Below are 12,600 nucleotides of genomic sequence, written 5' to 3' on the forward strand. Positions count from 1 at the left end.
GATGGCCCTTTTCATTCCGGAATGGACCCGCGCCAGCGGGCGCCAGTTGCAGATCAAGCGTGTATTGAACGGGCTGGACGACGCGACCAGCGTGCGCAAGGTGCTGCGCGAGGGCAGCGCCGCGCCCGAGCTGTTTATCGAGCACCTTGAGCGCGGCTGGCTGGCGCTGGCTACTGTGGACACTCCCTTCGACGCGCTCGACGCCGGCCAGCTGTTCGCCCCGGAAGCCCGTGCGGCTTTCGACGCCCAGCTGGCCGCCTGGCGCGCCGCCTTGCCCGCCGGCTTGCCGCAGCTGGTGATCCTGTGGGCCTGCAGCGAAGACGACACCATGCTGCTGGCGCGCCAGCTGGGCGACCTGCCCGGGCTGCGCCTGCTGTCACGCGAACGTTTTATTGAACGCGGCGCGCCGGGGCTGGCGGCGCTGCAGCGGCCACTCGACCCGCAAGACGAGGACGCCTTGCGCACGCGCCTGTTCCCCGAGTCGGCGCTGCCGCTGGTGCCGGTGGCGCGGCGCCGCTTCCGGCGCGACAACCTGGCCAGCCTGGGCGGGCTGTTCCTCGATCCGCAGCAGGAATGGGCAAGCAAACTCGACCTGGAGCTTCCGCAAGAGCAGGCGCAGGCGGCAAGCGATTTGCACGTGCGCCGGTGAACGGCGTCGCCGGTTCCGGCAAGACCCTGATTGCACTCAGCCGGGCCTTGCTGCTGGCCGAGATGCGCCCGCACGAGCGCATCCTGGTCCTGATCCACAACACGCCGATCGTGGCGGATGTGCGCGAGCGCCTGCACCGCAGCCGTGGCGGCTTGCCCGCCAACCTCGAGATCGCGACCTATTCCGCCTGGGTGCACCGCCAGTGGCGCCGCCTGTACCGCGCGCCGCTGCAGATGCCGGGCGATCCGCAGCATCTACCCGGCCTGGTGCGCAGCTTGCGCGTGCGCTGGCCCGAACTGAAATTGAGTGAAGCCCAACTGATCGAGGAGTTCGACTTCCTCAACGAGTTGCTCGTCGCCAGCGAAGCCGAGTACATGGACACCAGCCGCGCCGGCCGCGGGTTTTCGCTGCGGGCGAAGGAGCGCGCCGAGGTCTGGCAGCTGTTCGCGGCGGTCACCGGCGCGCTGCGCGCCGACGGCTTGCGCATGTGGAGCGCGGTTGCCACCGAGGTGTGCCGCGCCGGCTCGCATGCGGCGCTCGAGCGCTATGCCCATATCCTGGTCGACGAGGCGCAGTTCTTCGCGCCCTCCTGGTTCCACACGGTGAAACTGGCGCTGGCGCCAGGCGGGCGCCTGTTCCTCTGCGCCGATCCGAACCAGGGCTTCATGAAAAGCCGCCTCAGCTGGCGCAACGCCGGGCTGGACGTGAGTGGGCGCACCAAGAAGCTGCTGCGTTCCTACCGCACCACCCAGGCCATCCTGCACACGGCGGGGACCTTGCTGGCGCGCGCGGTACAAGCCGACCCGGAACATTACCTGGAGCCGGATTTTACGGACATGGAGGAGGGCGCCGCGCCGATCCTGCTGCGCGTGGACAGCCCGCAGGACGCGGTCGACCGCGCCGTCAACGAGATCGTCAGCCTGGCGCAGACCCACGGCTTGCCGCTGTCGGCCTTCCTCGTCATCTATGGCGGCGACACGCCGAAGCACCTGCTGTACAAACGGCTGTGCCGTGCGCTCGGGGTGGAGCGGATCTGGTGGCTGAACAAGGACAAGAAGCAGCCGCCTGGCGGCTATGGTCCCGATTACCTGCGCCTGGCGAACCTGGAGACGGCGACGGGCCTGGAAGGTGGCGCCGTATTCCTGCTGGGGATGGAGAGTCTGCTGGCCGGAGGAGGGGAGAGCGAAAGCGATGCGCGCAAACTCTATATGGCGATGACGCGCGCCAGCCACCGCCTGGTGGTGCTCAGCACGGAAGAGCTGCCGCTCGAATCGCGCGCGCTCTTCCGGGTTGGGGATTAGCGCCCGGCGGCGGCGTTGTCGAGCTCGGTCAGCTGCTCCATGCGGCGTGCGGTCAGCATGGCGCGCCAGGTGGCACCCGGTACCTGCGGATGGCGAATCGAGCCGAACAGTTCGAAGGCGTCGCGGTAGGCCAGCCAGGCACGATGGGTCTTCTCGACGCCGGTCTTGCGGATGCTGCCGAGGTAGGAATTGCCGGCCGGCCGGGTCAGCATGAACTGGCGGTAGGTCGCGTTCATCTTCTCGTCCAGACTGGCGAACTCGGCTTCCGAAAAACGCTGCAGCTTGCCGGCCTCGGCAGCCAGGACGTCGGCGGCGAACATGTCCAGTTCGGCGGCCTGGGCGTCGAGCTGCAGCGAGCGGGTGGCACCGCTGCTGCTGTCGGTCTCGTAGTCGACCCGGTGCTGGGCGAAATAATGCACGGCCTTGGTCGCCATCTCCAGGCCCAGCTGCTCCTTGGCGTTCCAGTTGCGGCTGAGGGCGGCCAGCTGGGCGCCGCGCGACTTGTCGCGCTGGCGCTCGCGCATGGCGGCGCAGTGTCCGCGGCTGTCGGCGCTGGCGACGTCGTCGCAGACGTCGAGCGGGGCGCCGTCTTCTCCGCTGGCGCGCCGCCGCAGGTGCTGCACCCGGCTCTTCATCTCGTCGACCGGACTCTGGATGCTGCAGGCGTATTTCAAGGCCAGGTCGAAGCGCGGCGTCATGGCCACGCCGTTGGCATACAACATCATCAAGACCCCATTCGCATTGGTGCGGGCCGCGCAGGCATGTACGCGTTCCCAGTCGGCCTTGCCGGGTTCAGGCATGTTCAGCGTGTCGTAATAGAGAGAAGCGGCATCGCAACGCTTGCCGTCGGCTTGCCCCCTTGGTGCATGTTCGCGCGGCATGCTCAGCGCACGCACGCGCATGCACTGGCGGTACCAGTCGGCACCCCGCATGACTTCCGGCGGCGCGCCATAGACGTTGGGATAGGGCGCCGCCAGGGCCGGATCGGCCAGCAGGCTTGCCAGGACGCTGACCAGCAGCGGCAAACGGTACGCACGGGACATCGCGCTCTCCTCGAAAAAGTTTCCGTGTGGAAGCTTTAACGCTACCGCGTGCATGGATTGAGGATGGTGACATTACGCAATGGCGCGGGTTTGCTGACCTGGCACAAGGTTATTGCCGCGTTCGCCAAGTACATGCGCGATGCGAACTGCTCTTTCCTTCCGCCTTGTGAAATATTTTGGTGCTCTGCAATAAGAAAACCTTCCCGGCTTAACTGTTATTCGGTTTTCTTATTACCGTTATATGGCGTTGAATTGCACAGCGTGCGGGGCTATTGGCAAGGCCTGGCAACAGTCTTTTACACTCAAACGCACAAAAATGGATCGTCTGCATTCAATAGTTTTAACAGGTGGTGATGCCCTGTTAATTGTTAATTCCTTGAGTGTGAACGTGACGCAACGCGTATAAATTTTTTCCGCATGGAAAATGAAAAACCGCGTCAGACCCCGTAAAATTGCCTCCCATCAGCTTCCTGACGCCAACTTTTTTTCGGTTGGCGTTTGTTTTTTCTGCCCCAGTTAGCAGTCAGTTACGAACGGCAGAGCAGCAAAAAATAATTTCTTCCGGTTAGAAACTTTTCTGACGAGAACGAACTCTTAAGAAACATCTGCCGCACAAGCACTTACAAATAATTTCATACCAAATGCAAACTTCTGTTCCAGCCGTTTCCGCTCCGACCACCGCCACTGCCGCCGTATCGCGCCGCAGCAAAGTTGTCGCACAAGTTCAGCAACTGTCGCTGCCGGTGATGTTCGCCGTGTTCGGCGTGATCATGGGTTCGTGGGCCGGCCGCATCCCGGCCATGGCGTCGCGTCTGAATATTTCGCACGCATCGCTGTCGATGGTGCTGCTGTGCGGCGGTGTCGGCGCACTGCTGTCCTTCCCGGTCTCGTCCTTCCTGATGGGCAAGTTTGGCGCCCGTAAATCGCTGCTGATGTCGGGCCTGGCCCTGCTGGCCGTGCTGGTGGCAATTGGTATCGCCCCGACCGTAGAGACCCTGATGGGTGCGGTGCTGATGCTGGGCGTTACCGCCAGCACCTATGACGTCGCCATGAACTCGGCCGCGAGCAAGCGCGAAAAAGCCACTGGCAAGTCGGAAATGTCGATGCTGCACGGCCTGGCCTGCGCCGGCGGCCTGGCGGGCGCGACCCTGGGCAGCCTGATGGCCGGCCTGAAAGTCGCTCCGGCGATTCACTTCATGATGGTTGCCGGTCCGATGGCCGCGATCCTGTTCGGTGCCTACCAGGTGCTCGATATCAGCGACGACATCGAAAAGGTCGAAAAGAAGAAGTTCGCCCTGCCGCGCGGTCCGCTGGCACTGCTGGGTCTGCTGGGTTTCCTGGGCTCGATGTCGGAAGGCAGCATCGCCGACTGGAGCGGCGTGTTCCTGAAAGAACACTTCAAGGCCACCGACGGCCTGGCGCCGCTGGCCCTGTCGTGCTTCTCGGTGATGATGCTGGTCTCGCGCCTGGTTGGCGACAAGCTGAAGGCCCGCTTTGGTGCCCAGCGCCTGATCGCCACCGGTGCTCTGGTCTCGGCTGCCGGCCTGTTCTTCGCCGTACTGGCACCGAATGCGCACTTCGCACTGGGCGGTTTCGCTGTCGCCGGCCTCGGCCTGTCGCTGCTGTTCCCGTTCGTGTTCAGCGCCGCCGGTGCCCAGGGCCCGGTCGCCCTGGCCGGCGTGGCCAGCATGGCCTACAGCGGCACCCTGATGGGCCCGCCAGTCATCGGCGCCATCGCCCAGCACGTGGGCATGCAGATGGCCATTGGTTATGTCGGCGTGCTGTCGCTGGTGATCGCTTTCGTGGCCAGCCGTACCCGCCTGTTGAAATAAGCTGCTTCGCGAGCGTCCCGCAGCACCTGTGACGCTCTCCCCGCCTTCAGCGCCGGATCACGTATCCGGCGTTGCCTCTTTCAGCCACTGCCGTGGCGACCTTCCCACCAGTCCGGTGAACGCCCGCGTGAACGCGGGCGCACTCGTATAACCGGCTTCGCTGCTGACCACCTTGACCGGCATGCCCTGGCGCAGCAGCTCCTGCGCCAGGCCGATGCGCCAGCGCGTCAGGTATTCGCCCGGCGGCATCCCCACCACGTTGCGGAAGTGTTCGGTAAAGCGGGCACGCGACATGCAGGCTTCGCGGGCCAGGGTTTCGAGTTGCCAGGGTTCGTTCGGGCGGGCATGGATCGCGCCCAGCGCCAGCGCCAGCTGGCGGTCCGCCAGGCCGGCCAGCAGGCCGATCGACAGCTGGCCGTGCTCGAATTCGTGGCGCAGCACCTGGATCATCAGCACGTCGCACAGGCGGTCGAGGATGACCTCGCGCCCCTGGCTGTTGGCGGAGGCTTCGGCGAACAGCAGTTCCAGCGTGTGGTGCAGGGCCGGCATGCCTGCCAGCGGCACGTGCAGGCGTTCCGGCAAGGCGCGCGCGAGCGGATTGTCGCCGCCGTCGGCAAAGCTGATGTCGGCGCACAGCAGGCCGGCGCTGGCGCCATCGGCCACTTCCAGCGAGTGCGCACTGCCGCGCGGGTAGAACACCATGGCGGGTGTGTCCACACGGAGGGGCGGCAAGCCATCCTGGCGGAAGATCACCGGGCCGCTGCGCACCAGGTGCAGCTGCCCGGACGCCGGGTTCTCCGCAAAGGTGTTGGCGTCGCAGAAGACGCCATTGAAGAACACCCGGGCATGAAACGAATAGCGGCCGACCAGCGACGAAATCTTGTCCATAAGCTCCATTCAGACTATTGGCAGCCTATTCTGGACGATCCGCTATCCTTTGCAAAGTGATAAAGCGAAATCAGCGTTTGTCGTGAAGGGCAGGCACGTCACCCATCCGGCCACAGCCTGCGGTGCAGGTCGGCCAGTTGTTCCGGCGGCAGGCGCGGCACGCGTTGCGCGCTCAGGAGCCCGTTCTGCTCGTGCTCGACGTCGGTCAGCTGGGTGTAGCACAGGCCGGCAAGGAAGGGCAGCGAGGCCAGCCCTTCCATCAAGGTGCGGTAGCGCTGCGCCAGTTCGTCCTCGTTGCGCACGTTGCCGTACTGGTCGTACAGGCGGTCGCGCCGCCGTTCCGGCCCCTCGGGCACCAGCAGGTAGCCGCCGACCTCGGAAAACACGATCGGCTGGCCGCGGTACTGTGTCCCCTCGAGGAACAGCCTGCGGCCCTTGACCCAGGTGGCGTCCGGCGGCAGTCCGGTCTGCAGGGTGCCTGCGTAGCGTTCCAGCAGTTTCTCGACCGGGTGAGAGTAATCGTGGATGGTGCAGATGTCGGTCACGTCGGTATGCTGCCAGCCGTCGTTGTCGATCACGGGCCGCGTCGTATCGACCAGGCGCGTGCGCGCCACCATCCGTTCCAGGAAATCGTGCTGGTGCGGATGGCGCACCAGTTCCGGAAAGCCGAAGCTTTCCACCACCGGCACCCAGGCGACGATCGACGGGTGATTCGCGTCGCGCATGACGGCGCGCAGCCATTCGGCCTCGAGATGCTCTTCGGAGGCCTCGGACCACGAGCGCGCATTCGGCATTTCTTCCCACACCATCAGGCCGAGCCGGTCGCACCAGTAGAGCCAGCGCTCGTGCTCGATCTTCTGGTGCTTGCGCACGCCGTTGAAACCGAAGCGTTTGGCCCAGGCGACGTCTTCGCGCAGGGCGTCGTCCGAGGGAGCGGCCAGCAGCGTGTCCGGCCAGTAGCCCTGGTCGAGCGCCATCAGCAGGAAGCAGCGCTTGCCGTTCAGGTGGAATTGTCCGTCCTTGAGTTCGATCGAGCGCAGGCCGGCATAGGATTCCACCGTGTCGACCAGCTCGCCACGGCGCAGCAGGCGCACGCGCAATCCGTACAGGTGGGGGCTCGCCGGCGACCAGGCCTTCGGATCGGGAATCTGCAGGCGCAGCTCCAGGCTGGCGCCGTTGCTGGTACTGCGCGTGCCGGTCACCAGGCGGGCGCAGTCGGGGCTTTCCAGCACGTCGAGCTCGGCTTCCCATTCGCCCGCCGGGCCGTGGACCTGCACCGCCAGCGCCAGCCTGCCGTCGGGATGCGCCTCGAGCACGCGCAGGTGGTCGATGCGCAGCGGCGCGACCGGCTCGAGCCAGACGTTCTGCCAGATCCCGCTGGTGCAGTAATAGTAGATCCGCACCGGGGTGCCGGATGCCGACTGCTTGCCGCGCGGTTGATAGGGGTCCTGGCGGTCCTCGACGCGCAGCGTCACGCGGTTGCTGCCGGGGCGCAGGTGGGGCGCGATATCGAAGGAGAAGGGCACGTGGCCGCCGCGGTTGCGTCCGGCGACACGGCCGTTCACCCAGACGTCGGCGCGGTAGTCGACCGCGCCGAAATGGAGCAGCAGGGCGCCGCTGTCCCAGTCCTCGGGTAATGCGAAACCGCGGCTGTACCACATGATTTCGTGGATCTCGCGGCTGCCGATGCCGGAGGCCTGCGACTGGTAGGGGAAGGGAACCAGGATGCGCTCGGGCAGCGTGCGGCCGTCGAACCAGCGCTGTGCCAATCCGTGGTCGCCATCGTCGAAAGCGAATTCCCACCAGCCGTCGAGGCTGGACCATTCCTGGCGCACCATCTGCGGTCGCGGATAGGGCGCGCTGGGGCTGTCGTTGCTGCGCATGATATGGGTGAAACCGTGGTGGGGAAACCGGGACTGCCTGGATTTGCGCTTGAATAAAGTACACCTGAAAGCGGTCGAACTTACAAGCCCCCCGTGGCCTCCAACATGCGCTCACATCCCACTCATCAACCGGTATGGAACGATAGCTCACGGCGGAGGCAACGATGGTCCAAGGTCTCGATGCACGCGCGATTACCCAGTATCACGATGCTGTCCTGGGCCTGCCGGCACACGCCGACGCGCCTTCCGTCGACGCCGCCGGCGCCTGGCCGGCAATCGCCGCGAACCACCAATTTAATGGTTTGCTGTGGCGTGAAGAAGACAAAGCGCGCCGGCAGGATGTACCCGCCACCGAGATCGCGGCCGGCAAACGCCGCATCGACAGCTACAACCAGCAGCGCAACGACGCCGTCGAAGCCATCGACGAAGCGATCCTCGCCGCGCTGGAGGGGGTCACGCCCATACCCGACGCACGCCTGTCGAGCGAGACCGCCGGTGCCATGATCGACCGCCTGTCCATCCTCGCGCTCAAGATCCACCACATGCGCGAACAGACGGTGCGCCTCGATGCCGGCACCACCCATGTCGATGCCTGTACGGCCAGGCTGGGGCGCCTCGTCACGCAGCGCGCCGACCTGGCCGGCTGCCTCGACCGCCTGCTGCGCGAGGCACAGGAAGGCCGGGCCTACTTCAAGGTTTATCGACAATACAAGATGTACAACGATCCGGCCCTGAATCCCCTACCTGTACGGGCAAGCCCAGCGTCCACCGATGCCGCCGGCGGCGGGCCGGAGCGTGCCGTGACGGCGGACGTCGATGTGCTGGTACCCACCTGCGGCCGCCCGACCGCGCTGGCGGTCACGCTCACGGCCCTGGCCGCGCAGACCGGCCCGACGATGCGCATCGTCGTCTCCGACCAGTCCGAAGGCGCGGCAGCCTGCGAGCAGCCCCGAGGTGCGCGCCGTGCTGCGCTACCTGCGTGCGCGCGGCATCGCGGTCGACACCTTGCGCCACCTGCCGCGCCGCGGCATGGCCGAGCAGCGCGCCTTCCTGCTGGCGCAGGCCAGTGCACCGGCCTGCCTGTTTCTCGACGACGACGTCATCGTCGAACCCGGCCTGCTGGCGCGCCTGCACACTGCGCTGCGCGCGCAAGGCTGCGGCTTTGTCGGCAGCGCCGTGCACGGCTTGAGCTACCTGGGGCAGCTGCGGCCCGAGCAGGAATCCATCGAATTCTGGGACGGGCCGGTCGTACCCGAAACGGTGCGTCCCGGCACGGCCGCCTGGGCGCGCCATCACCTGCACAGCGCGGCGAACCTGTTCCATGTGCAGTCGCGCCTGGCGCAGCGGAGCGGGCCGCGCCTGTACCGGGTTGCCTGGATCGGCGGTTGCGTCCTGTTCGATGCGGCCAAGCTGCGCGACTGCGGCGGCTTCGATTTCTGGCAGGCGCTGCCGGCCGAACATTGCGGCGAAGACGTGCTGGCGCAACTGCGCGTCATGGAGCGCTACGGCGGCTGCGGCATCTTGCCGTCGGGGGCGTATCACATGGAGCTGCCTACTACCGTCACGATGCGCGAGGTCGATGCGCCGCACGTCCTGCTGGGGCTGCCGCCTGGCGGGAGCGGCACGCAAACCGGCACGCGAAGCGATACGGAGCTCGACACGCAAATCGACAGGCGGGTCGATGGACGAGTCGATACGCAAATCGATACGCAAACTGGCACGCGAAGCGGTACGACGATTGATACGCAAGTCGATATTCAAGTCGATACGCAATTCGATATGCAAGTCGATACGCAATTCACTACGCCGGTGGGCGCGGTGGTGCGATGAGCCCGGCGCACCCGTTGTGTGCCCGCCTCCGCCTTCCAGGCAGCGCAAGCTGCGCGGTGTCGTTGCCGCCTGCCCGCGCCGTCCATCTTGAGTGCTTCATCCTGCCGATGGCATGGCGGCCGACGGAGGAGACATGATGGCGCCAGGGCGCACCGGCAAGCTCGTCGGGGTGCGCAAGATCGCCGTACTGCGGCCCAATGCCGTGGGCGATTTCGTGTTCGCGCTGCCTGCCCTGCACGCGCTCAAGCAAACTTATCCAGAAGCTGAGCTGATACTGCTGGGCTTGCCCTGGCATGGCGCCTTCCTGGCGCATCGCCCGGGGCCAGTGGACCGGGTACTGGTGGTGCCGCCGATGGCCGGCATCGGCCTGGCGCCGGACGCTCCCGACGACGGTGCCCGCCATGCATTTGTCGAGGCCATGCGCGCTGAAGACTTCGACCTCGCCTGCCAGATGTACGGTGGCGGCCGTTACGCCAATCCGCTGGTGAGGGCATTCGGCGCGCGGGTGACGATCGGTGCCCGCGCCGAGGACGCTGAGCCGCTGGACCGCTGGGTGCGCTACACGGAACCGACCAATCGGCGCCTGGCCCTGCTCGATATCGCTGCATTGGCGGGAGCCGGTGGGCTGGTGATGGGTCAGGAGCTGGCGGTGACGCAGGAAGACCGGCATGCGGCGGCATGCGTGCTGGAAGGGATGCCGGCGATGCCTGTCGGCGCTGCTCCCGGGCGCGCGATCGATGCAGTCGCCGGCGCAGCTCCCGGCTCGATTGACGGCCCGATTTCCGGCTCACTTTCGGCATGGGTTCTGGCCCAAGGCCTGGGACAACGCGTGGCGAGGCTGGTCGCCCGGGGCCTGGTTCGCTTCACACGCCAGGTTGCGTTCCCATCTCCGGCCCAGCGTGCGGCCCGAATTCCTGCCCGGTTGTCGAGCCGGTTACCGGCTGGACTTCCAGCCCGTGGCCAGGCCCGATCCGCGCTCCGGTCCCGGCTCCAGTCCCGGCTCCGATCGCCGGCTCGATTCCCAGCCCAGTTCCTGGTCCGCTTTCCGATCCGGTCCCCGGCCCACCTCCCGTCCAGGTTCGCGGCTCGATGCGGGACGCAACACCAGCTGCAACATCTCGCGGGGCTTCCCGCTGCCCTCGCAAGCATAGTGCCGGGGCCGGGCCGGATGAGGCACCGCTGGTGCTGCTGCAGCCCGGCTCGACCGATCCGCGCCGTTGCTGGCCGCCGGCATCCTTTGCCGCTGTCGGCGACGCGCTGGCCGTACTCGGGGCACGCATCGCCGTCAACGGCACGGCCGCCGAAGCACCGCGGGTGCGCGCCGTGATCGGTGCCATGCGCGCACCGGCGCTCGACCTGTCCGGCAAGCTGGACCTGGGCGGCCTGTGCGGATTGATCGAGCGTGCCACCTGCGTGGTGTCGAACGACACCGGTCCACTGCACCTGGCGCTGGCAATCGGCACACCGTGCGTCGGGATTTTCTGGCTGACGAACCTGATCGACGGCATGCCGCTCCGGCCCCACCTGTTGCGGCTGGCCCTATCCCTGCGCACGGATTGCCCCGTCTGCGGCCTGCCCAACCTGAGCAGCCGTTGCGCGCACGACACCAGTTTCGTCGCCGACGTGCCGGTCGAGCAGGTAGTGGTATTGGCGAGCGACGTGCTGGCGCAGGCGGGTGCCGGGCCATCGTGAGGTAGCGCCGGGCCATCGTGATCAGTGTATCGACACCGGCTAACATGGCGGCAGCCCCGCAGCCCCGCAACCCCGCAGCCCCGCAGCCCCGCAACCCCGCAGCCCCGCAGCCCCGCAGCCCCGCAGCCCCGCAACCCCGCAACCCCGCAACCCCGCAACCCCGCAACCCCGCAACCCGCAACCCCGCAACCCCGGAACCCCGCAACCCCGGAACCCCGGAACCCCGCAACCCCGGAACCCCGCAACCCCGCAACCCCGCAACCCTGCAACCCGCAACCCCGGCAGCCCGGCAGCCCGGCAACCCGGCCGCATCGCATCGATGAGCCATGCGCTCCTTGGCGTTTGCGCCGCATTGGCCGCTTTCCAGGTCTTTACCAGTAGGGCCACATCCCCGCCGTGCGCTGCCGTCCCGGGTCGGTGCCGGACCAGCAAGGCGCGTGCATGCTGGAGCACGGCAGCCGAACGCTGCGCGTCGGGATCCCAGATGCAGCGGTGCTGGTCGCGGTCGAGGGGGGCCCAGCGCGCGATATCGGCTTTGCTGAAGATGACAACGCTTTTCAGGCGTAGTCCGGCCGCAATGTGAGACACGCCGGTGTCGTTGCACACGAGCAGGCGGGCGTTCTTCATCAGCGCGGCCATTGCGCCGATCGAGATCGGCGCCGCCGCATTGATTGCCTTGGCCTGCATGTTGCTGGCGACCTCGCTTGCCAGTCCGGCTTCGTCTGCCGAGCCGGTCAGCACCACGCGCACGCCGAATTCCGCGGCCAGGCGGTCCGCGACCTCGGCGAAGCGTTGCGGCGGCCAGCATTTGTCGCGCTTGCGGGCGCCAGGATGGACGCAGATGTAGCTGCCGGGTGCCAGGTCGGGGGCGACGCCGCTGGCCTCGAGCTCCTGGCGGTCTGCCTGGGCGAGCGGGAATTCCAGGTAATCGCCGACCGCTTGCGCACCCAGGCGTTCAACAAGGCTCAGCAGCCGCTCGGACTCGGCACCCAGTTCAGGATAGGGGAACAGGACGGTGTGTTCGGTGGCGACCGGCTCGTCGCGGCAATAGCCGGCCATGGTGCCGGCGCCGAAGCCGGCGACGATCTCGTTGGAGACGAGGCCATTGCCATGCAGTTGCAGCGCCAGCGAAAAGCGGCGCGAGCACATGTCGGCATAGAAAGGCGTCAGCGCCTCGTGGCGGACCTCCTGCTCGGGCAGCTTGGGGTGGCCAGGGAAAGGAACGAAGTCGTCGATATAGCTGCGAAAGCGCTGCGCGAACTGGCGCGCCCAGGGCAGGCCGACCAGGGTGACCCGGGCCTTTGGCAGCGAAGCGCGCAAGGCACGCAGGGCGGGCACGGCGCACAGCATGTCGCCCAGGTGCAGCGCGCGAAACACGACGACGGACTCGATGTCGAGCCGGTGAAACAGCGGACGCCGATACACAGTTTCCTCCTTCGGATGCATGTCTGATGGATGAGTCCCACATCGTCCTGTCGTGCC

General features: G+C 66.8%; 10 protein-coding genes and 1 pseudogene. 6 read left to right on the forward strand and 5 right to left on the reverse strand.

Annotated features, from left to right (window positions below; genetic code table 11):
- Position 1 precedes the first annotated feature (1 nt).
- On the forward strand, positions 2-649 hold the full coding sequence (locus G4G31_RS05000; RefSeq protein WP_182990552.1) for a hypothetical protein: 648 nt from the start codon (positions 2-4) through the stop codon (positions 647-649).
- On the forward strand, positions 646-1,950 hold the full coding sequence (locus G4G31_RS05005) for a hypothetical protein (RefSeq protein ID WP_182990553.1): 1,305 nt from the start codon (positions 646-648) through the stop codon (positions 1,948-1,950). Before G4G31_RS05000 ends, G4G31_RS05005 begins: the two co-directional genes overlap by 4 nt.
- Here G4G31_RS05005 and G4G31_RS05010 read toward each other — a convergent pair.
- Positions 1,947-2,993, reverse strand: coding sequence for a lysozyme inhibitor LprI family protein (locus G4G31_RS05010; RefSeq protein WP_182990554.1), 1,047 nt, complete (start codon positions 2,991-2,993; stop codon positions 1,947-1,949). The two genes, G4G31_RS05005 and G4G31_RS05010, sit on opposite strands and share 4 nt — an antisense overlap.
- A gap of 641 nt (positions 2,994-3,634) precedes the next feature.
- On the opposite strand from G4G31_RS05010, the gene G4G31_RS05015 reads away from it, so the two are divergent.
- Positions 3,635-4,825, forward strand: a complete 1,191-nt coding sequence (locus G4G31_RS05015; protein ID WP_229425370.1) for an MFS transporter — start codon at positions 3,635-3,637, stop codon at positions 4,823-4,825.
- 57 nt (positions 4,826-4,882) lie between these two features.
- Here G4G31_RS05015 and G4G31_RS05020 read toward each other — a convergent pair whose 3' ends face one another.
- Positions 4,883-5,713, reverse strand: a complete 831-nt coding sequence (locus G4G31_RS05020; protein WP_182990555.1) for an AraC family transcriptional regulator — start codon at positions 5,711-5,713, stop codon at positions 4,883-4,885.
- A gap of 98 nt (positions 5,714-5,811) precedes the next feature.
- A complete protein-coding gene (locus G4G31_RS05025; protein WP_182990556.1) occupies positions 5,812-7,596 on the reverse strand; it encodes a glycoside hydrolase family 2 protein in 1,785 nt (594 codons plus the stop codon).
- A 164-nt stretch (positions 7,597-7,760) separates the two neighbouring features.
- Here G4G31_RS05025 and G4G31_RS25250 point away from each other — a divergent pair.
- Positions 7,761-8,234: pseudogene (locus tag G4G31_RS25250) on the forward strand (DUF4254 domain-containing protein); the annotation flags it as partial.
- Positions 8,235-8,559: 325 nt separating this feature from the next.
- Positions 8,560-9,426: a glycosyltransferase family A protein gene (locus G4G31_RS25255; RefSeq protein ID WP_229425371.1), complete on the forward strand. Its 867-nt coding sequence runs from the start codon at positions 8,560-8,562 to the stop codon at positions 9,424-9,426.
- Here G4G31_RS25255 and G4G31_RS05035 read toward each other — a convergent pair.
- Complete coding sequence (locus G4G31_RS05035; RefSeq protein WP_182990557.1) at positions 9,398-10,096, reverse strand: hypothetical protein; 699 nt, start codon at positions 10,094-10,096, stop codon at positions 9,398-9,400. The genes G4G31_RS25255 and G4G31_RS05035 overlap by 29 nt on opposite strands.
- Positions 10,097-10,608: 512 nt before the next feature.
- Between G4G31_RS05035 and G4G31_RS05040 the strand changes: the two genes are divergently transcribed.
- Positions 10,609-11,118: a glycosyltransferase family 9 protein gene (locus tag G4G31_RS05040; RefSeq protein WP_229425372.1), complete on the forward strand. Its 510-nt coding sequence runs from the start codon at positions 10,609-10,611 to the stop codon at positions 11,116-11,118.
- A 39-nt stretch (positions 11,119-11,157) separates the two neighbouring features.
- Here the strand turns inward: G4G31_RS05040 and G4G31_RS27435 are convergent, their stop codons facing one another.
- Entirely contained in the window at positions 11,158-12,543 is a 1,386-nt protein-coding gene (locus tag G4G31_RS27435; protein ID WP_267873654.1) for a glycosyltransferase family 9 protein, read from the reverse strand.
- Between the last annotated feature and the right edge of the window lie 57 nt (positions 12,544-12,600).

The organism is Massilia sp. Se16.2.3 (genome assembly GCF_014171595.1).
GTDB lineage: Bacteria > Pseudomonadota > Gammaproteobacteria > Burkholderiales > Burkholderiaceae_D > Telluria.

Bases quoted from the DNA above. Each gene is read 5' to 3' on its own strand.
- G4G31_RS05000 (WP_182990552.1), top strand. From the start codon at position 2: ATGGCCCTTTTCATTCCGGAATGGACCCGCGCCAGCGGGCGCCAGTTG.
- G4G31_RS05010 (WP_182990554.1), bottom strand. From the start codon at position 2,993: ATGTCCCGTGCGTACCGTTTGCCGCTGCTGGTCAGCGTCCTGGCAAGC.
- G4G31_RS05015 (WP_229425370.1), top strand. From the start codon at position 3,635: ATGCAAACTTCTGTTCCAGCCGTTTCCGCTCCGACCACCGCCACTGCC.
- G4G31_RS05020 (WP_182990555.1), bottom strand. From the start codon at position 5,713: ATGGACAAGATTTCGTCGCTGGTCGGCCGCTATTCGTTTCATGCCCGG.
- G4G31_RS05025 (WP_182990556.1), bottom strand. From the start codon at position 7,596: ATGCGCAGCAACGACAGCCCCAGCGCGCCCTATCCGCGACCGCAGATG.
- G4G31_RS05035 (WP_182990557.1), bottom strand. From the start codon at position 10,096: ATGCCGGTCTTCCTGCGTCACCGCCAGCTCCTGACCCATCACCAGCCC.